The 18,948-nt window shown below is 60.2% G+C and carries 16 protein-coding genes and 1 pseudogene; 9 read left to right on the forward strand and 8 right to left on the reverse strand.

Annotation, left to right across the window (positions count from 1 at the left end; translation table 11 throughout):
- Positions 1-153: 153 nt before the first annotated feature.
- Together AC07V0_RS21700 and AC07V0_RS21705 are read right to left on the reverse strand one after the other, a co-directional pair.
- Positions 154-996, reverse strand: coding sequence for a mechanosensitive ion channel family protein (locus AC07V0_RS21700; protein ID WP_086944497.1), 843 nt, complete (start codon positions 994-996; stop codon positions 154-156).
- Positions 997-1,132: 136 nt separating this feature from the next.
- Positions 1,133-1,618: a YajQ family cyclic di-GMP-binding protein gene (locus AC07V0_RS21705; RefSeq protein ID WP_018926510.1), complete on the reverse strand. Its 486-nt coding sequence runs from the start codon at positions 1,616-1,618 to the stop codon at positions 1,133-1,135.
- A gap of 140 nt (positions 1,619-1,758) precedes the next feature.
- Between AC07V0_RS21705 and AC07V0_RS21710 the strand changes: the two genes are divergently transcribed.
- From AC07V0_RS21710 to AC07V0_RS21720, 3 genes are read left to right on the forward strand one after another with little or no spacing between them, the layout of a single operon-like run.
- The gene (locus tag AC07V0_RS21710) at positions 1,759-2,676 is read left to right on the forward strand and encodes a putative 2-dehydropantoate 2-reductase (RefSeq protein ID WP_086944496.1); all 918 of its coding nucleotides are present in this window, start codon (positions 1,759-1,761) and stop codon (positions 2,674-2,676) included.
- A 45-nt stretch (positions 2,677-2,721) separates the two neighbouring features.
- Positions 2,722-4,758 (forward strand): sensor histidine kinase, encoded by a 2,037-nt coding sequence (locus AC07V0_RS21715; protein WP_064621203.1) that lies wholly within the window; start codon positions 2,722-2,724, stop codon positions 4,756-4,758.
- Between the two features lie 2 nt (positions 4,759-4,760).
- Entirely contained in the window at positions 4,761-5,342 is a 582-nt protein-coding gene (locus AC07V0_RS21720) for a cob(I)yrinic acid a,c-diamide adenosyltransferase (RefSeq protein WP_018926513.1), read from the forward strand.
- Positions 5,343-5,392: 50 nt separating this feature from the next.
- On the opposite strand, the gene AC07V0_RS21725 is transcribed toward AC07V0_RS21720, so the two are convergent.
- From AC07V0_RS21725 to secA, 4 genes are all read right to left on the reverse strand, one after another.
- Positions 5,393-6,337, reverse strand: coding sequence for a Nudix family hydrolase (locus tag AC07V0_RS21725; protein WP_018926514.1), 945 nt, complete (start codon positions 6,335-6,337; stop codon positions 5,393-5,395).
- Positions 6,334-6,966, reverse strand: coding sequence for a glutathione S-transferase family protein (locus AC07V0_RS21730; protein ID WP_019581491.1), 633 nt, complete (start codon positions 6,964-6,966; stop codon positions 6,334-6,336). Before AC07V0_RS21730 ends, AC07V0_RS21725 begins: the two co-directional genes overlap by 4 nt.
- Positions 6,967-7,112: 146 nt before the next feature.
- Positions 7,113-8,330, reverse strand: a complete 1,218-nt coding sequence (argJ, locus tag AC07V0_RS21735) for a bifunctional glutamate N-acetyltransferase/amino-acid acetyltransferase ArgJ (protein WP_192351701.1) — start codon at positions 8,328-8,330, stop codon at positions 7,113-7,115.
- A 119-nt stretch (positions 8,331-8,449) separates the two neighbouring features.
- Complete coding sequence (gene secA / locus AC07V0_RS21740) at positions 8,450-11,185, reverse strand: preprotein translocase subunit SecA (protein WP_018926517.1); 2,736 nt, start codon at positions 11,183-11,185, stop codon at positions 8,450-8,452.
- 307 nt (positions 11,186-11,492) lie between these two features.
- Here secA and AC07V0_RS21745 point away from each other — a divergent pair, with 307 nt between their 5' ends.
- Entirely contained in the window at positions 11,493-11,948 is a 456-nt protein-coding gene (locus tag AC07V0_RS21745) for a DUF721 domain-containing protein (protein ID WP_018926518.1), read from the forward strand.
- Positions 11,949-12,007: 59 nt separating this feature from the next.
- Here the strand turns inward: AC07V0_RS21745 and AC07V0_RS21750 are convergent, their stop codons facing one another.
- Positions 12,008-13,495, reverse strand: coding sequence for a helicase HerA-like domain-containing protein (locus tag AC07V0_RS21750; RefSeq protein WP_064621202.1), 1,488 nt, complete (start codon positions 13,493-13,495; stop codon positions 12,008-12,010).
- A gap of 182 nt (positions 13,496-13,677) precedes the next feature.
- Here AC07V0_RS21750 and AC07V0_RS21755 point away from each other — a divergent pair.
- From AC07V0_RS21755 to gpgF, 5 genes and pseudogenes are all read left to right on the forward strand, one after another.
- Positions 13,678-14,709: pseudogene (locus tag AC07V0_RS21755) on the forward strand (HAMP domain-containing protein); the annotation flags it as partial.
- Between the two features lie 93 nt (positions 14,710-14,802).
- Complete coding sequence (locus AC07V0_RS21760; RefSeq protein ID WP_425439644.1) at positions 14,803-15,567, forward strand: methyl-accepting chemotaxis protein; 765 nt, start codon at positions 14,803-14,805, stop codon at positions 15,565-15,567.
- A 244-nt stretch (positions 15,568-15,811) separates the two neighbouring features.
- A complete protein-coding gene (gene gpgS, locus AC07V0_RS21765; RefSeq protein ID WP_086944495.1) occupies positions 15,812-16,933 on the forward strand; it encodes an N-acetylglucosaminyl phosphatidylglycerol synthase in 1,122 nt (373 codons plus the stop codon).
- Positions 16,926-17,702, forward strand: coding sequence for an N-acetylglucosaminyl phosphatidylglycerol deacetylase (gpgD, locus tag AC07V0_RS21770; protein WP_192351699.1), 777 nt, complete (start codon positions 16,926-16,928; stop codon positions 17,700-17,702). The genes gpgS and gpgD overlap by 8 nt, the downstream gene beginning before the upstream one ends.
- Positions 17,699-18,694, forward strand: coding sequence for a glucosaminyl phosphatidylglycerol flippase (gpgF, locus tag AC07V0_RS21775; protein ID WP_086944494.1), 996 nt, complete (start codon positions 17,699-17,701; stop codon positions 18,692-18,694). Before gpgD ends, gpgF begins: the two co-directional genes overlap by 4 nt.
- Before the next feature lie 19 nt (positions 18,695-18,713).
- On the opposite strand, the gene AC07V0_RS21780 is transcribed toward gpgF, so the two are convergent.
- Positions 18,714-18,890 carry a hypothetical protein gene (locus tag AC07V0_RS21780; RefSeq protein ID WP_173861182.1) on the reverse strand — a complete coding sequence of 59 codons (177 nt, stop codon included), beginning with the start codon at positions 18,888-18,890 and terminating at the stop codon, positions 18,714-18,716.
- Positions 18,891-18,948: the final 58 nt, after the last annotated feature.

Consider the following 18,948-nt stretch of genomic DNA (forward strand, 5'->3'; position numbering starts at 1 on the left):
GAAATGCAAAACGCCCGATGCGGTGCATCGGGCGTTTTGAGGGTGAAACAGGTGTAAACCTATTTCAGGACTAGACACTACAGCATTGTTTAAAGGATCGGGGCTTGCAAAATGTTTGACCAAAAGGTCAGACATCAGTTGATTGACTGTTCCTTACACCGCCGCCGATTCCTGCACCACGCGAATAACCCGCTGCGGAAATGGAATATCGATGCCGGCAGTCTTCAAGCGATCGCGCGAATGCTCATTGAACATGAACATCACATTCCAATAGTCAGCGGTTTTCACCCACACGCGCAGGGAAACAGTAATTGAACTGTCGCCCAGTGTGGAAATCACCGCTTCCGGTGCCGGCTCAGCCAATACTCGCGGATCCTTGGCCAGCTCCAGCAACACTTCACGAGCCTTCTGCAAGTCCGCTTCGTAGTCCACACCCACATCAAATACTACTTTGCGGGTCGGCTGGCGGTTGGTGTTGGTGATGATGCCATTCGACAGATTACCGTTAGGCACGATGATGGTTTTGTTATCGCCTGTGCGCAGAACAGTATGGAAGATCTGGATGCTGTCGACAGTACCGGCAACACCTTGGGCTTCGATCCAGTCACCGATACGGAACGGACGGAACAACAGAATCAACACGCCGCCGGCGAAATTCGCCAGGCTGCCCTGCAGGGCCAGACCGATGGCCAGGCCGGCTGCACCGATAGCCGCGACGAAGGAGGTGGTTTCCACACCGATCATCGACGCCACGCTGACGATCAACAGAACCTTGAGAATGATGTTCGCCAGGCTGCTGATGAAGCCTTGCAGCGCCAGGTCGGCGTTGCGCAACGCCAACAGGCCGCCCAGTTTTTGCGTAACTTTGTTGATCAGCCACCAGCCAATGGCCAGGGTGATCACCGCCAGCAACACGCGGCTGCCGTATTCCATGATCATCGGAATCCAGGCTTGAGATGCCTTGACCAGGTTGTCCACTTCAGTATTCAAATCCATCTACTTTCTCCTGATTTCCGGCTGCCCGGCACGCAAAAAATGAGCGGCAGAAAGACCGACCCCATAAGGCTCGGTCGTTTCTGCCGTTGCTTGGGCCTCGGACGTCGAAATCGCCGAGAGGTTCCCGCTTGAAAGATCAGTCGCGGAAGTTATTGAACTGCAGCGGCATGTCGAAAGTTTTGGCGCGCAGGGCGGCGATGGCTTCCTGCAGATCGTCACGCTTTTTACCGGTGATACGCACCTGCTCACCCTGAATGGCAGCCTGGACCTTGAGCTTGGCATCTTTGACGTGAGCGACAATTTTCTTCGCCAGCTCTTTGTCGATGCCTTCCTTGAGGACCGCTTCCTGCTTCATCAGCTTGCCCGACGCATAGGCATCCTTGACTTCAAGGCATTGCACGTCGATCTTGCGCTTGACCAGGGCCAGCTTGAGGATCTCGATCATCGCTTCGAGCTGGAAATCGGCTTCAGCGGTCAGGTTGACGGTCAGGTCTTTTTCCTTGAACTCGAAGCTGCCCTTGCCTTTCAGGTCATAACGACGATCGAGTTCCTTGACGGCGTTCTCGACCGCGTTGGTGACTTCGTGTTTGTCCAGTTCGGATACCACGTCGAACGACGGCATGTAATTTCTCCAATAAAAAGGCGCGCTCGATAACGATGGAGCGCGCTTGGCTTGCGGTTAAAATCGGGCTCATTATAACGGGTCTTTTCCAACCGATACTGCGAGCCTCACATGCCAGCGACAAACCGAGTAAAAAGCTGATGTCTACCCCTTGGCATGTTCTGGGCGCCGGCAGCCTCGGCACGTTGTGGGCCACCCGTCTGGCACGGGCTTCAGTGCCGGTCAGGCTGATCGTACGGGACGCGGCACGCCTGCAGGCCTATCAGGCGGCGGGCGGGCTGACGCTGGTCGAGCACGGCGAAGCGCAGCTGTACCCGGTGCCTGGCGAAACAGCCGACAGCGACGGGCCGATCAGCCGTCTGCTGGTAGCCTGTAAAGCCTATGACGCCGTAACAGCCGTGGCCCAGCTCGCCCACCGCCTGACACCGGACGCCGAACTGATCCTGTTGCAAAACGGCCTTGGCAGCCAGGACGCCGTCGCCGCGCAAGTCCCGCATGCCCGCTGCATCTTCGCTTCCAGTACCGAAGGCGCGTTTCGCGATGGCGACTGGCGTGTGGTGTTTGCCGGTCATGGTTACACCTGGCTGGGAGATGCCGGCCATCCAGTGGCACCGTTCTGGCTGGAGGACTTGAGCGACGCCGGCATTCCCCATGAGTGGAGCACCGACATTCTCACAAGGCTGTGGCGCAAGCTGGCGCTCAATTGTGCAATCAACCCGTTGACCGTCCTGCACGAATGCCGCAACGGCGGTTTGCAGCAACATCAGTGCGAAGTGGCCACCCTGTGCGCCGAACTCACCGAACTGCTGGAGCGCTGCGGCCAGCCGGCGGCAGCCGAAAACCTCCGGGAGGAAGTCGAACGGGTGATCAAGGCTACCGCGACCAATTTCTCCTCGATGTACCAGGATGTCGCCAATCAGCGCCGCACCGAAATCAGCTACCTCTTGGGCCATGCCTGCAAAGTTGCGTCGCGGCATCAGTTGAACCTGCCCCACCTCAATCAATTGCAGCAGCGCTTGATCGATCATCTGCACAGCCTTGGATTGCCCAGCGACTGAGCAGCGGCTACGCTGGCCACTTGTTCCTTTTCAGCGATGAACCTGATGCCATTGCGCCAGCGCCTTGAAAACCTTCCGGTCGGCCAGAAACTGCTGGCCGCCCTGCTGGTGCTGTTGACCACCGTTTTGCTGGTCGCCAACCTGACCTTTATCAGCGCCGCGTATTACATCTCCCAGGAAAGCATGGCCCCCCAGGCCCTGCAGACCATCGGCCGACTGGTGTCCAACCCGAGCCTGGTGTCCGACGCCCTGAAGTCGCCGCAAAACGCCGAACGCCTGCTCAACGAACTCAACAGTTATTCACCACTGCGTGCGGCAGCCCTTTACGACGGCACGGGTACGCGTCTGGCGCAGCTGCAACACGGCGACATGCTGAGCCTGCCAGAGCACTACCAGCACCTCGAAGCCTGGCAAGCCACGGAGTTTCGCAGCAATCAAGTGATCACCCTGCCCCGCCCCGGCACCGCTCCCGGGCATTTGCTGCTGGTGGCCAGCAGCGAATTGCCGATGGCGTTCTACACCGGGACCCTGACCGCCAGCCTGGGGATTCTGATCTTCAGCGTGCTGTTGTGGCTGGTGATCGCCCGGCAGATCAAACGCCTGATTACCCGCCCCATCCATCAGCTCGAAGAGCTGTCCCGGCAAGTCACCCGGGAAGAGAACTACGCCCTGCGCGCCTCTCGCGGCAACCACGACGAAATCGGCAGCCTCGCCGAAGCGTTCAACACCATGCTCTCGCGCATCGAGGCCCGGGAGCAGCAGCTCAAGCGCGCCCGCGACGATTCCCAGGCGGCTTACGACCAGGCCCAGGGGCTGGCCGAAGAAACCCGTCACACCAACCGCAAGCTGGAACTGGAAGTTCAGGTGCGGAGCAAGATCGAGAAAAAACTCACCGGTTTCCAGAACTACCTCAACAGCATCATCGACTCCATGCCATCGGCACTGATCGCCCTCGACGAGCAGCTTTACGTGACCCAGTGGAATCAGGAGGCCAGCGCACTGTCCGGCACGCGCCTGGACGAAGCCCTGAACCAGCCGATCTTTCTCGCCTTCAAACCCCTCAAGCCGTTCCTGCCGCAGCTCAAGCAAACCGTCGAGCAGCATACGGTGGCCAAGATCGAACGCGTTACCTGGCCCAAGGACGACGAGCCCCGGCATTACGCCCTGACGTTCTACCCGTTGATGGGCGGTGCCGGACGTGGCGTGGTCATCCGGATCGACGACATCACCCAGCGTCTGTCCCTGGAAGAGATGATGGTGCAGTCGGAAAAAATGCTCTCGGTCGGCGGCCTCGCCGCCGGTATGGCCCATGAGATCAACAACCCGCTGGGCGCAATCCTGCACAATGTGCAGAACATTCGTCGACGTCTGTCCCCCGACCTGCCGAAGAACCTCGAACAGGCCGAGCAAATGGGCATCGAACTGGAAACGGTCAATAAGTACCTGAAAGCGCGTGAAGTACCGCAGCTGCTCGACGGCATTCAGCAGGCTGGCGCCCGGGCGGCGAAGATCGTGACCCACATGCTCAGCTTCAGCCGCCGCAGCACTCGGCAAATGGCACCATGCGACCTGCCGGCACTGATCGATCAAGCGGTGGAAATCGCCGGCAACGACTTCGACCTGGCCATTGGCTTCGACTTCAAGGGCCAGGCGATCATTCGCCAGTTCGATCCGGCGCTGGGCCCGGTACCCGGCACCGCCAACGAACTGGAACAGGTGCTGCTCAACCTGCTGAAAAACGCTGCGCAAGCCATTCACCAGCGTACAGACGACCGCGAACCGGGGCGGATCATTCTGCGCACAAAACTGAATCCGCCGTGGGCGGAAATCCAGGTCGAGGACAACGGCATCGGCATGAGCGAAAGCGTGCGCAAACGCACGTTCGAGCCGTTCTTCACCACCAAGGAAATCGGTCAGGGCACCGGCCTTGGGCTCTCGGTTTCGTATTTCATCATCACCAACAACCACAAGGGCCAGATGGAAGTGCAATCGACGCCGGGCCAAGGCACTTGCTTCACCTTGCGCCTGCCTTTGTCGGGCACTGCGGTGAACTCTCAAGAACTCAATCAGCTGTCGAGGTAACCATGGGCTTTCGTTTGTCGAAGATTTACACCCGCACCGGTGACAAAGGCGAAACCGGGCTTGGTGACGGCCGCCGGGTGCCCAAGGACCATCCGCGAATCGAGGCCATTGGCGAGGTCGATACGCTGAACAGCCAGGTGGGCGTGCTGTTGGCCGGGTTGGCCGCGCAAAGTGGCGAGTTTCCCGGACTTGGCGAAGTGATCGAGGTATTGGCGCCCTGCCAGCATCGGTTGTTCGACCTCGGTGGCGAACTGGCCATGCCGGTGTATCAGGCACTGAACACGGCAGAAATCGAACGGCTGGAAGCGGCCATTGATGTGTGGAATGAAGAGCTGGGGCCGCTGGAGAATTTCATTCTGCCCGGCGGTTCGGCGCTGATTGCCCAGGCCCACGTGTGCCGCAGCCTGGCGCGTAGTGCCGAACGCCGGTGTCAGCAGTTGAATACGATCGAACCGTTGGCCGGGGTGGGCCTGGCGTATATCAATCGGTTGTCGGATTTGTTGTTTGTGGCGGCACGGTTGATTGCCAAGCGCCAGGGGATTGCCGAGATTTTATGGCAGCCTGCGGCGAAACCTTCAAACTGATCGACTGATCATTCCCACGCGGAGCGTGGGAATGATCACAGCACTGCAAATCAAGCCTCAGGCCAGAACGCCCGAATCCCCGCCACACCTTGCGCGCCCGCTTCCCAGGCTTTCTGCCGCTCTACCGGGCCAACACCACCCAACAAGAACACCGGTTTGCTGAAGCCTTCGATCAAAGTCGACGCCAGCTCCCAACCCAGCGGCTGAGCATCCGGGTGCGTCTGGGTCGGCTGCACCGGCGACAGGGTCACAAAGTCCACGCCCATCTGCTCGGCCAGCGCCAGCTCTTCAGCGTTGTGGCAGGACGCCGCCAACCAGCGCGACGCCGGTAGCGGTCGGCCGGCCGCCGCGTACTTGCGCAACTGCGCGGCAGTGATGTGCCAGCCGGCGGACGGAAAGTCCCCCAGCCATTCAAACGGCCCCTTGATCATCAACTGCGCCTTGCCGGCACACAGCCCTGCCGCGTCCACCGCCAAATCGCGGTATTGCGGGTCATAGCCATTGGGCGCACGCAACTGAATCAGCTTGATGCCGCCCGCGATGGCTTTCTGAATACCGCGCAGCAAGGCCGGGGTTTCCAGACCGTCCGGGGTGATCAGGTACTCGCCAGGCAAGCGTGCTGCCGCGACGATCGGCTGGTTGGCGGCTGGAAACTCGTAGTCCAGCAGTTCCCGCGCAGTCACCCAGGCCAAAGGCTGACCTTCGGCACCATGGGGTTCGCCGGTAAACGCCGAGACTTCCCAGACATCCAGCAACACCTGCTTGTCCGGGTAGTCGTGGCGAACCTTGATCAACGGTCGCGCGGTATTGACCACAATGCCCAACTCTTCGTGAAGCTCGCGGGCCAGGGCGGTTTCGACGGATTCGTTATCCTCGACCTTGCCACCGGGGAACTCCCACAAGCCGCCCTGATGCTGGGTGTCGGCACGCCGGGCGATGAGGATCTTGCCGTTGCTATCGCGGATAACCGCCGCGGCCACGTGTACTCGTTTCACTGCCCGACCTCCTCCAGACCTGCCTTCTGCCAGGCCTTGAAAGCTGGCCATTGGTAAATGGTTTCGACATAGGCTGCATCGACCTCGGGCAGCTTCACTTGATAGGTGCGCAGGCGGACGGCGATCGGTGCGAAAAACGCATCGGCCAGGGTCGCGCCACCGAACAGGAACGGGCCGGCTTCAGTCGCGGCCGCACGACATTCAGCCCACAACGCCAGCATGCGCTCGATCTCGGCCTGAACGTCAGGCGGAGTCGGCAACAACGGCGCATTGTGGCTCAGGTCGAACGGCATGTTGCCGCGCATGGCGAAGAAACCGCTGTGCATCTGCGCGCAAGCCGAACGCGCTTGGGCGCGGGCGGCGGTGTCTTTGGGCCAGAGGCCGGCATCGGGGAATTGCTCGGCCAGGTACTCGGCAATCGCCAGCGAATCGGCGATGGTGCCGTGTTCGCTTTTCAGCAGCGGGACTTTCCCGGTCGGCGAATGCTTGAGCACGCGTGCGCGGGTGTCCGGCTGGTTCAGCTTGATCAGTTCTTCGGTGTAGGACGCGCCGGTCAGGTCGAGGGCCAGCGCGGCGCGCAGGGACCAGGAAGAATACAGTTTGTCGCCGATGATCAGGTGGAGGCTCATGTTCGGGCGCCTTTTGGTAAGAGTACAAGCCAGAATCTTTAGCGTCTGGTGGTCCGTCTTCGTGGGCAAGTCGGATCGCCGCACCGCTCGGCCCTACAGGTGGTGTGACCTGTAGGAACGAGGTTTGCCCGCGAAAGCGATCTGTCTTACGTGCGGTACTCGGCGTTGATCTTCACGTATTCGTGGGACAGGTCGGTGGTCCAGATGGTTTCGCTGCAATCGCCGCGACCCAGCTCGATGCGGATGGTGATTTCTTCCTGCTGCATCACCGCCGCGCCCTGGGCTTCGGTGTAGGTGGCAGAACGCGCGCCACGGCTGGCGATGCACACCTCGCCAAGGAATACGTCGATCTTGCTCACGTCCAGGTTCGGTACACCGGCACGGCCTACAGCGGCCAGGATGCGGCCCCAGTTCGGGTCGGAGGCGAACAGCGCAGTCTTGATCAGCGGCGAGTGGGCCACGGTGTAACCGACGTCCAGGCATTCCTGGTGATTGCCGCCGCCGTTGACTTCAACGGTGACGAACTTGGTCGCGCCTTCGCCGTCACGCACGATGGCCTGGGCCACGTCCATGCACACTTCGAATACCGCTTGTTTCAACTTGGCGAACAGCTCGCCTTCGGCACGGGTGATTTCCGGCAGTGCGGCCTTGCCGGTGGCGATCAGCATGCAGCAGTCGTTAGTCGAGGTGTCGCCGTCGATGGTGATGCGGTTGAACGACTTGTTGGCGCCGTCCAGCAGCAGGTTTTGCAGCACCTCGCGGGAGACTTTGGCGTCTGTGGCGATGTAACCGAGCATGGTCGCCATGTTCGGGCGAATCATGCCCGCGCCTTTGCTGATGCCGGTGACAGTGATGGTCACGCCGTCATGCTGGAACTGACGGCTGGCGCCCTTGGGTAGAGTGTCGGTGGTCATGATGCCGGTGGCGGCAGCTTCCCAGTTGTTTTCCGACAAATCATCGAGGGCAGCTTGCAACGCGCCTTCGATTTTCTCGACCGGCAGCGGTTCGCCGATCACGCCGGTGGAATACGGCAGCACCAGGCTGGCATCAACGCCGGTCAGCTCGGCCAGCTTGGCGCAGGTGCGCTCGGCGGCGGCCAGGCCTGGTTCGCCGGTGCCGGCGTTGGCATTGCCGGTGTTGGTCAGCAGGTAACGTGCCGGACCTTGCACGCGTTGCTTGGCCAGGATCACGGGAGCGGCGCAAAAGGCGTTCAGGGTGAACACGCCCGCCACGGTGGAACCTTCGGCACAGCGCATGACCACGACATCCTTGCGCCCCGGGCGCTTGATACCGGCCGAGGCGATACCGAGTTCAAAACCGGCAACCGGGTGCAACGTTGGCAAAGGACCAAGACCAACAGCCATGAATGCGCTCCTTAAAAAATGTTGTCACCGTCAGTGCGATGGACGGTGGTTTAAATGGCAAAACGCCGCGACGGCAGAAGCCGGTCGCGGCGCGGGTATTTCAGCGTTTGAAACGGGGTTTACTGGATCTGCCCGTGGCAATGCTTGTACTTCTTGCCCGAGCCGCAGTAGCACAGCTCGTTACGGCCCAGCTTCTGCTCGTTGCGAACCGGTGCGGTGGCGAGAGCTACATCGATCTCTTCACCCAACACTTCCGGTTGCTCCAGGCCAGGCGCTTCGTCGTGCTGGAACTGCATGCGCGCAGCCAGCGCCTCGGCTTCCTGACGCAGACGTTGCTCTTCGGCTTCCGGATCTTCGCGGCGCACCTGAACGTGCGACAGCACACGAATCGAGTCGCGCTTGATCGAATCCAGCAGCTCGGAGAACAAGGTGAAGGACTCGCGCTTGTACTCTTGCTTCGGGTTCTTCTGCGCATAACCACGCAAGTGAATGCCGTGACGCAGGTGATCCATGGTCGACAGGTGGTCTTTCCACAGGTCGTCGAGCACGCGCAGTACGATTTGCTTCTCGAAGGAGCGCAGTGCTTCGGCACCGGCCTGGTCTTCTTTCTCGTTGTACGCGGCGATCAGTTCGTTGAGCAGCTTCTCACGCAGGGTTTCTTCGTACAGGTGGTCGTCTTCGTCGAGCCATTGCTGGATCGGCAGCGCCACACCGAAGTCGCTCTGCAACGCCGCTTCCAGACCGGACACGTCCCACTGCTCAGGCAGCGATTGTGGCGGAATGTGTGCGCTGACGGTTGCGTTGAGCACGTCCTGACGGAAATCGGCAATGGTTTCGCCAATGTTGTCGGCGGCCAACAAACTGTTACGCATGTGATAGATCACTTTACGTTGTTCGTTGTTGACGTCGTCGAACTCAAGCAGCTGCTTACGGATGTCGAAGTTGCGGCCTTCAACCTTGCGCTGAGCCTTCTCGATGGCGTTGGTCACCATGCGGTGCTCGATCGCTTCACCGGACTGCATGCCCAGCGCCTTCATGAAGTTCTTCACCCGGTCAGAGGCGAAGATGCGCATCAGGCTGTCTTCCAGCGACAGGTAGAAACGGCTGGAACCGGCGTCGCCCTGACGACCGGCACGACCGCGCAACTGGTTGTCGATACGACGCGATTCGTGACGCTCGGAAGCGATCACCTGCAAGCCGCCCGACTCCAGCACTTGCTGGTGACGCTTCTGCCAGTCGGCCTTGATCTGGGCAATCTGCTCAGGGGTCGGGTCTTCCAGCGAAGCCACTTCCACTTCCCAGTTGCCGCCCAACAGGATGTCGGTACCACGACCGGCCATGTTGGTGGCGATGGTCAGTGCACCCGGACGACCGGCCTGAGCGATGATTTCGGCTTCTTTTTCGTGGAACTTGGCGTTCAGAACCTTGTGTTCGATGCCTTCCTTCTGAAGCAGGCCGGACATGTGCTCGGACGTTTCGATGGTGGCGGTACCCACCAGCACTGGACGGCCCTGAGCCATGCACTCCTTGATGTCGCCGATGATCGCCGCGTATTTCTCTTCGGCGGTCAGGAACACCAGGTCGTTGTAGTCTTTACGCGCCAACGGCTTGTTCGGCGGGATGACCATGACCTGCAGGCCATAGATCTGATGGAATTCGAACGCTTCGGTGTCCGCGGTACCGGTCATGCCGGACAGCTTGTTGTACAGACGGAAGTAGTTCTGGAACGTGGTCGACGCCAGGGTCTGGCTCTCGGCCTGGATGTTCAGGTTTTCCTTGGCTTCGATGGCCTGGTGCAGACCTTCGGACAAACGGCGACCCGGCATGGTACGGCCGGTGTGTTCGTCGACCAGCACCACCTGACCGTCCTGCACGATGTACTCGACATTGCGATGGAACAGTTTGTGCGCACGCAGGCCGGCATAGACGTGAGTCAGCAAGCCCAGGTTATGCGCCGAATACAGGCTCTCGCCTTCAGCCAGCAGGCCGACGCGGGTGAGCATTTCTTCGATGAACTGGTGACCGGCTTCGTTGAGTTCGACCTGACGGGTCTTCTCGTCGATGGTGTAATGGCCGGCCTTGGTGACTTCCCCTTCGACTTCCTCGATGTGCAATTCAAGCTGCGGGATCAGTTTGTTGATCTCGATGTACAGCTTGGAGCTGTCCTCGGCCTGACCGGAGATGATCAGCGGGGTACGGGCTTCGTCGATGAGGATGGAGTCGACTTCGTCGATCACGGCAAAATTGAGTTCGCGCTGGAATTTTTCTTCCATGCTGAACGCCATGTTGTCGCGCAAGTAGTCGAAACCGAATTCGTTATTGGTGCCGTAGGTGATGTCGGCGGCGTAAGCGGCGCGCTTCTCTTCCGGCGGCTGGAATGGCGTGACCACGCCGACCGTCATGCCAAGGAATTCGTAGAGCGGACGCATCCAGTTGGCGTCACGACGGGCCAGGTAGTCGTTCACCGTCACAACGTGCACGCCCTTGCCGGACAGCGCGTTGAGGTAAACGCCCAGTGTTGCCACCAGGGTCTTGCCTTCACCGGTACGCATTTCCGCGATCATGCCTTCATGCAAGGTCATGCCGCCGATCAGCTGGACATCGAAGTGGCGCATACCCATGACGCGCTTACCGGCTTCGCGGGCGACCGCAAAGGCTTCTGGCAGCAGCTTGTCGAGGGTTTCCCCTTTGGCGAGGCGGGCCTTGAACTCGTTGGTCTTGGCACGCAATTGATCGTCCGAAAGGGCCACCATTTGCTCTTCGAAGGCATTGACGAGCTGCACCGTCTTGAGCATGCGTTTGACTTCACGCTCGTTCTTGCTTCCAAAAAGTTTCTTTAACAAAGGCGCAAACATATCGGCAGGATCTTCCACACTAAAGGGATGGAGGGCGGCCCCGTGAGTCGCCCGTGCAGCCCTCATGGCCGCATGCGAACGAGCATTCTACCCGGAAACGATGGTGAGGAAAGTGGCGTTGTTCCACGATGCATGCACTGCGCTATGACGGGGCTCACTTAAAATAAGGGCTTTTTACTGAACTTCAACCCATTGAGGGTACAAGTTACTCGTTGATTTAATGGGTAAAGCGCTCGTAAAGCAATGGGTCGGGACCAGCGGGTGCTTTCTGTTACCATGGCCATTCTGTTACTTCAGGTGTTCGATCATGGCATTTCGCCCTCTCACGGCCAGAGCACCCGCCGTTCTGCTTCGCGAAGCCAAACCGCTGAAAGCCATCTTTGGCCACGCTCAACGCCTGGGTCATTTGCAACGTCTGGTGGAAAGCCAGCTGCAACCGGCCGCCCGCGAGCATTGCCATGTGGCGTCGTGGCGCGAAGGCAGTTTATTGCTGATTGTCACCGACGGTCACTGGGCCACCCGCCTGCGTTATCAACAAAAGCGTCTGCAACGCCAGTTACAGCTGTTCGACGAGTTCGCCAGCCTGACGCGGATCCTGTTCAAGGTGCAGCCACCGACCGTTCAGCAAGGAGCGGCTGGGCATACCATGGATTTGTCGACGGATGCCGCGGCGACCATTCAGGCGACGGCTGACGGGATTACCGACCCGAATCTAAGGGCGGCGCTGGAGCGCCTTGCGGCGCACGCAAAACCTAAATCCTGACTCAAATTTAATGTGGGAGCGCCACACCGCCGCTCCCACATTTTGACTGCGTACACTCGCTAGCGGCGCTTACTGCCCCCAAGCAATGACCCCATCAACCCGCGTACCAGTTGTCGGCCCAATTGATTGGCCGCCTGTCGCATCGCCGATTTAAGCGCCTGTCCTGCGGCCGTACCGAGGAATTCCCCAGCCTGTTCGGTGAAACTCGGCTCTTCGGGGGCAGGTTTGCCCGGCGCGGTTTCAGGCTCCGGCGCCAACCCCTTGCGCCCCATCAGCACTTCATAGGCCGATTCGCGATCAACCGGTTTGTCATATCGCCCTTTAAACGGCGAACCGGCAATCAGCACCGTGCGCTCAGTCTCGGTCAGCGGCCCGATCCGCGATTGCGGCGGTGCGACCAGTACACGCTGGACCATCTCCGGCGTGCCCTTGTCCTGCAAGGTGCCGACCAATGCCTCGCCGATGCCCAGCTCAGTCAACACCGACAAGGCATCAAATGCCGGGTTCGGCCGGAAGCCCTCGGCCACTGCACGCAGGGATTTCTGCTCTTTGGCGGTGAACGCGCGCAAGCCATGCTGAACACGCAGGCCCAACTGAGCCAGCACATCATCCGGTAAGTCCCCCGGCGATTGGGTGACGAAATACACGCCCACGCCTTTCGAACGGATCAGCCGCACCACTTGTTCCAGACGATCCTGCAACGCCTTGGGCGTACCGGCGAACAACAAGTGCGCCTCGTCGAAAAACAGCGCCAGCAGCGGTTTATCGGCATCGCCGCGTTCCGGCAGTTGCTCGAACAATTCAGCCAGCAACCACAGCAGGAACGTCGCGTAGACCTTCGGTGCTTCGTGCACCAGACGGCTGGCGTCGAGCAAGTGGATGCGCCCGCGACCGTCCATCGCCGGCTGCAAAATATCTTCCAGTTGCAGTGCCGGTTCACCGAACAACGCTTCGGCGCCCTGCTGTTCCAGCGTCGCCAAACGGCGCAACAGTGCCTGGCTGGAACCGGTGGTCATCAGCGCGGCGTCATCGCCCAGCAATTCGGGGTTATCGCGCAGATGATTGAGCAGCGCCTTCAAATCCTTCAAATCCAGCAGCAACAGCCCTTCGCGGTCGGCCACCTTGAACGCGGCATAAAGTGCCGACTGCTGACTGTCGGTCAGCTCCAGCAGGCTGCCGAGCAGCAACGGCCCCATTTCGCTCAAGGTGGTACGCAATGGATGACCGGACTGACCGTGAATATCCCACAGGGTTACCGGATACGCCTGAGGCTTATGGTTCAGCCAGGGCATGCCGGCGATCCGCTCCGCGACCTTGCCTTGAGGGTTACCGGCGGCGCCCAGGCCGCACAAGTCGCCTTTGATATCCGCCGCGAACACCGCCACGCCTGCATCGCTGAACGCTTCGGCCAGGCGCTGCAACGTAACGGTTTTACCGGTCCCGGTAGCGCCCGCTACCAAACCGTGACGGTTCGCCAGGCGCATGGCCTGGGCGATTGGCTGGCCAGCGAGGTCAGCGCCGATAACGAGTTGCGATGAGTCAGGCATTTTGTCACCCATGGTTAATCTTTGATCCTGCATGGCCGATAACAACCGAGAGACCAGACTGAAAATAGCGTCGGTAATTCCCTAAGGAGAGACGGAACTATCAGCTTACTTTCAACACTGCCCAATTTGCGTGCCTTTATAAAAGCACGCCCTGGACATTAAGACCTAGCGGACCCCAAGCCATGAATAAAAACCTGCGCTTCAGCCATAAAATACTGCTTGCCGCCGCCCTGATCGTTATCGCCGCATTCGCTTCGTTCACACTGTACAACGACTATTTGCAGCGCAATGCGATACGCCGCGACCTGGACAACTACCTGCAAGAAATGGGTAACGTCACCGCCAAGAACATTCAGACCTGGCTGGCGGGTCGTAGCCTGTTGATCGAAAACCTGTCACAGACCGTTGCCCTGAACGCCGAGACCGACAACGTCGCCAAACTGCTGGAACAGAAGGCTGTCACATCGACCTTCATGGGTGCCTACCTGGGCAACAAGGATGGCACCTTCATTATCCGTCCGGACAGCAAGATGCCCGACGGCTATGACCCTCGCGTCCGCCCTTGGTACAAGAGCGCGCAAAGCACCAGCGGGTCAGCCTTGACCGAACCTTACATCGACCTGGCGTCTGGCCAGTTGGTGATTTCCATCGTCGACAGCGTTCTCAAGGACGGTCAGAACATCGGTGTGGTCGGTGGCGACCTGAGCCTGCAAGCGATCACCGACAGCCTCAACGCGCTGGACTTCGACGGCATGGGCTATGCGTTCCTGGTCAGCGCCGACGGCAAGATCCTGGTCCACCCGGACAAAACGCTGGCGATGAAAAACCTCAAGGACGTCTACCCACAAGACACGCCCGTCATCGGTAATAAGCCGAGCGAGATCGAAGTCGACGGCAAAACCCGCATCGTGACCTTCACCCCGATCAAGGGACTGTCCTCGGTCAACTGGTACATCGGCCTGTCGGTGGACAAGGACAAAGCCTTCTCCATGCTCAGCGAATTCCGCACCTCGGCGATCATCGCGACCCTGATTGCAGTGGCCATCATCATTGGCTTGCTGGGCATGCTGATCCGCCTGCTGATCCAGCCGCTGCACGTGATGACCCGCGCCATGGAAGACATCGCCGACGGTGAAGGCGACCTGACCAAACGCCTGACCATCCAGAATCAGGACGAATTCGGCGTCCTTGGCACGGCGTTCAATCGTTTCGTGGAGCGAATTCATACATCGATCCGCGAAGTGTCCTCGGCCACCGGCCAGGTCAACGAAGTGGCCTTGCGGGTGGTGGCGGCCTCGAACTCGTCGATGTTCAACTCCGACCAGCAAGCTTCGCGCACCAGCAGCGTCGCCGCGGCCATCAACCAGCTCGGCGCCGCGGCTCAGGAAATCGCCCGTAACGCCGCCCAGGCATCGAATCAGGCCAGCGATGCCCGCAGCCTGGCCGAAGACGGCCAGCAAGTGGTGGATCGCAGCATTGCCGCGATGAATCAGCTGTCGAGCATGCTCAGCGCTTCGAGCACCAACATCGAATCGCTGAACAGCAAAACCGTGAACATCGGGCAGATTCTCGAAGTGATCACCAGCATTTCCCAGCAAACCAACCTGCTGGCGCTCAACGCCGCCATCGAAGCAGCGCGGGCCGGTGAAGCCGGGCGCGGTTTTGCCGTGGTGGCCGACGAGGTGCGCAACCTGGCGCACCGCACACAGGAGTCGGCGCAACAGGTGCAGACCATGATCGAGGAGCTGCAAGTCGGCGCCCGCGAATCCGTCAGCACCATGAGCGACAGCCAGCGCCACAGCCAGGACAGCGTGGAAATCGCCAACCTGGCGGGCGAGCGCCTGAACAGCGTGACGTTGCGCATCGGCGAAATCGACGGCATGAACCAGTCGGTGGCCACGGCGACCGAGGAACAGACGGCAGTGGTGGAGTCGATCAATGTGGACATCACCGAGATCAACACGCTGAACCAGGAAGGCGTGGAAAACCTGCAATCGACCCTGCGGGCGTGCTCGGACCTTGAGCAACAGGCTTCTCGATTGAAGCAATTGGTAGGCAGTTTCCGTATCTAGCGTCTGATCACAGACGCTGTGGCGAGGGAGCTTGCTCCCGCTGGGTCGCAAAGCGACCCAAAAATCGGGATTGAAGGTGTGTCAGATTGAACACACCAGCTGATTTTACGACTGCTTCGCAGCCGAGCGGGAGCACGCTCCCTCGCCACACAACAGTCCAAAGCCCTCGGCATCGCCGCAAAACCCAACCGAACATCTATCCTTCATATAGGTCAACCAAAGGGAGCACATCGAACCCGGAGGGATGTTCATCGTGCATATCGCTGACATAACCATGTTCTACGCCCCTGCCAGCGGTGGCGTGCGCACGTATCTGGATGCCAAGCACCGTCGTTTGGGCATCAAACCCGGCATTTGCCATAGCCTGCTGATCCCAGGGGCGCATTTGAGTGAACAGGATGGTGTCTATACGGTTCCGGCCCCCGCCCTGCCCTTCGGCAAGGGTTATCGCTTCCCCCTCCGTCTCGGGCCGTGGCGCAATGTTCTGCGAGATTTACAACCCGATCTGATTGAAGTCGGCGACCCTTACCTGACCGCCTGGGCCGCTTTGGACGCCAAGCGACAACTCGATGTGCCGGTAATCGGTTTTTATCACTCCGACCTGCCGATGCTGGTCAGCAATCGCATGGGCAACTGGGTTACACCCAATGTCGAGGCTTATGTCAGCAAGCTCTACGGCAACTTCGACCGGGTTCTGGCGCCAAGCCAGGTCATGGCCGACAAACTGATCGGGTTAGGGGTGAAGAACGTTTTCGTACAGCCCCTGGGCGTCGACCTGCAAACGTTCAACCCCAGCGTTCGGGATCCAGGCCTGCGGGCCGAATTGGGCATCGATGAAAACACTCACCTGCTGATCTTCGCCGGCCGTGGCTCCAAGGAAAAAAACCTGCCGGTGCTGCTCAACTGCATGAAACGCCTGGGTCGTCGCTACCACTTGCTGCTGGTGGGCTCGTCGATGCCGACCCTGGTGCCGCGCAATGTCACCGTCCTCGATGAATTCTGCCCGGCAGCGCAAGTCGCACGCCTGATGGCCAGCGCCGACGCGCTGGTGCATGCCGGCGACCAGGAAACCTTTGGCCTGGTGGTTCTCGAAGCCATGGCCAGTGGCATTCCCGTGGTGGCCGTGGCGGCCGGGGCTTTCCGGGAGATTGTCACCGATCAATGCGGCTTGCTCTGCGCGCCGAACAATCCAGTGGCGATGGCCAACACCGTTCGCGAACTGTTCAGCCAAGGCAGCGCCGCGTTGGGCAAACAGGCCCGACGGCATGTCGAGCAACATTACGCCTGGGACACCGTGGTCCACAGCCTGCTGGGGCACTATCACGCCGTACTCGGCACGCAATGGCCGCTGATCGCCAATGGCTGAGCCCATGAACACACCCAGTCTGTTATTGGTGCTACACGACGTTGCACCGCAGACCTGGCCCGATTACCAGGCCTTCGTCGAAGCCGTCGACGCATTGGGTACAGTGCCGATGACCTGGCTGGTGGTGCCGAATTTCCACAAACATGACGACCTTGACGCACATCCGGAGTTTCGACGTTTGCTGAGCCGTCGCGTCGCTCGCGGCGACGAACTGGTACTGCACGGTTACTACCATTGCGATGAAGGGCCGATTCCCACCACTCCCCAAGACTGGTTCATGCGCAGGATCTATACCCATGAAGGCGAGTTCTATGACCTGCCTCTAGACGCCGCCCTCGCCCGCCTGCGCGCCGGAATCGAGGTATTCCATCGCTACAACTGGCCGCTCGAAGGCTTTGTCGCCCCCGCCTGGCTGATGAGCGAAGGCACCCGTCAGGCGTTGCGTCAGTTACCGCTGCGCTACACCAGCGATTCGCAGCACCTGTATCGTTTGCCGGATTTCACTGCGATCGATGCCCCAGGCCTGGTCTGGAGCGCACGCAGCGCCTGGCGCCGTGGCCTGTCGAAAATCGTCAGCGATCAGCGCGAACAGCGCTGGCGCCAGGCGCCGGTGATTCGTCTCGGCTTGCACCCGGTGGACATGCGCCATGAGTTCTCGCGTCAATATTGGCTGCAAACGCTCAAGCGCTTGCTCGACGAGGGCCGTGTGCCGATGACCAAGGCCGGTTGGTTGAAACTGCAACGCGACCCCATCGGTCGCGCAGCATGAGCCGGGGAATTCTGCTGGTCATCGCGCTGCTCGCTGCGGTGCTCATCCCGGCGTTGCTGGGCGGCGGCGAGACATGGTCGCGGTTGCAACGCTTCCCGCTGGAATGGCTGCTGATCATGTTCGGCATGATCCTGTTGTGCTGGGTGCTCAACACCCTGCGCTTGCGCCTGTTGCTGGGCGATCAGCGTGACAAGGTGAGCCGACTCAAAAGCCTCGGGGTGGTGATGTCCGCCGAGTTCGCCTACTGCGCCACCCCCGGCGGCAGTGGTGGACCGCTGACCATCATGGCCCTGTTGGCGCGCCACGGCGTGCGGCCGGCCAGGGGCAGCGCCGTGTTCGCCATGGACCAGTTGAGCGACTTGCTGTTTTTTCTCTGCGCGCTGAGCGCGATTCTGATTTATGCACTGTTCCAGCACCTCAGTCAGCGCCTGGAATGGATGCTGACGGTCAGCGCCATCTCGTTGTTCGGCGGGCTGTTCAGCTGTGTATTGATGGCTCGCTGCCACCGTTCGCTGATTCGCCTGAGTGGTCGGTTGCTCGCCCGTTTCAATGTCAAGGAAGCGACCCGGCTTCGTTGGGCGCGAAAGCTCCTGCACTTCCTGGCGGCATTCACCGACACACTGAAGTTACCCTTTCAAACATTGATCACGGTGTTTGCCCTGACCTGTCTGCATTGGGTCTTGCGGTATAGCGTGCTGTATCTGGCGTTACGCGGGCTGGGCGTGGACTTGCAATGGGCCTGGTGCTTTCTGATCCAGATGCTGTCATTGAGTGCGGGGCAATTCAGTCTGTTGCCGGGCGGTGCCGGGGCGGCGGAACTGACATCGGCGGCGCTGCTGGCGCCGATGGTAGGGAAATCCACCGCGGCGGCAGCGATTCTGATCTGGCGGACGGTGACTTATTACTTCTATCTGGTGATCGGTGGCCCGGTGTTTCTGCTGATGCTCGGGCGGCCATTGCTGAAGAAGTTGATGAAGTTCAAGCAAGCTTAAAGATCCCCACAGGGGCTTTTCAGGCACCACCGGCTGTATCTTCAGAATCGTCCTGCAACTGCTCCCACAACTCGGCGGCGCCGGGAAACTCCGTGCCGTCTTCGGGGCTCAGGTCGTCCGGATCGTAGCGGCTCAAACAGCCCTCGCCCAATGTGGCGGGCGCCTTGGAAACGGCTTTATCCAGCGGATCGGCCATGGTCATGTCCTCGGTGCAGAAACGGCGAAGGGCCTGAAGCGATTGAACGCCCAGGCCC

This window comes from Pseudomonas sp. GW821-FHT01E10, from assembly GCF_059422365.1.

What these genes read in the sequence shown, in the direction of transcription:
- AC07V0_RS21700 (WP_086944497.1), bottom strand. Translation starts at nt 996, where the DNA reads ATGGATTTGAATACTGAAGTGGACAACCTGGTCAAGGCATCTCAAGCC.
- AC07V0_RS21705 (WP_018926510.1), bottom strand. Translation starts at nt 1,618, where the DNA reads ATGCCGTCGTTCGACGTGGTATCCGAACTGGACAAACACGAAGTCACC.
- AC07V0_RS21710 (WP_086944496.1), top strand. Translation starts at nt 1,759, where the DNA reads ATGTCTACCCCTTGGCATGTTCTGGGCGCCGGCAGCCTCGGCACGTTG.
- AC07V0_RS21715 (WP_064621203.1), top strand. Translation starts at nt 2,722, where the DNA reads ATGCCATTGCGCCAGCGCCTTGAAAACCTTCCGGTCGGCCAGAAACTG.
- AC07V0_RS21720 (WP_018926513.1), top strand. Translation starts at nt 4,761, where the DNA reads ATGGGCTTTCGTTTGTCGAAGATTTACACCCGCACCGGTGACAAAGGC.
- AC07V0_RS21730 (WP_019581491.1), bottom strand. Translation starts at nt 6,966, where the DNA reads ATGAGCCTCCACCTGATCATCGGCGACAAACTGTATTCTTCCTGGTCC.
- argJ (WP_192351701.1), bottom strand. Translation starts at nt 8,330, where the DNA reads ATGGCTGTTGGTCTTGGTCCTTTGCCAACGTTGCACCCGGTTGCCGGT.
- secA (WP_018926517.1), bottom strand. Translation starts at nt 11,185, where the DNA reads ATGTTTGCGCCTTTGTTAAAGAAACTTTTTGGAAGCAAGAACGAGCGT.
- AC07V0_RS21745 (WP_018926518.1), top strand. Translation starts at nt 11,493, where the DNA reads ATGGCATTTCGCCCTCTCACGGCCAGAGCACCCGCCGTTCTGCTTCGC.
- AC07V0_RS21750 (WP_064621202.1), bottom strand. Translation starts at nt 13,495, where the DNA reads ATGCCTGACTCATCGCAACTCGTTATCGGCGCTGACCTCGCTGGCCAG.
- AC07V0_RS21760 (WP_425439644.1), top strand. Translation starts at nt 14,803, where the DNA reads ATGTTCAACTCCGACCAGCAAGCTTCGCGCACCAGCAGCGTCGCCGCG.
- gpgS (WP_086944495.1), top strand. Translation starts at nt 15,812, where the DNA reads ATGTTCATCGTGCATATCGCTGACATAACCATGTTCTACGCCCCTGCC.
- gpgD (WP_192351699.1), top strand. Translation starts at nt 16,926, where the DNA reads ATGGCTGAGCCCATGAACACACCCAGTCTGTTATTGGTGCTACACGAC.
- gpgF (WP_086944494.1), top strand. Translation starts at nt 17,699, where the DNA reads ATGAGCCGGGGAATTCTGCTGGTCATCGCGCTGCTCGCTGCGGTGCTC.
- AC07V0_RS21780 (WP_173861182.1), bottom strand. Translation starts at nt 18,890, where the DNA reads ATGGCCGATCCGCTGGATAAAGCCGTTTCCAAGGCGCCCGCCACATTG.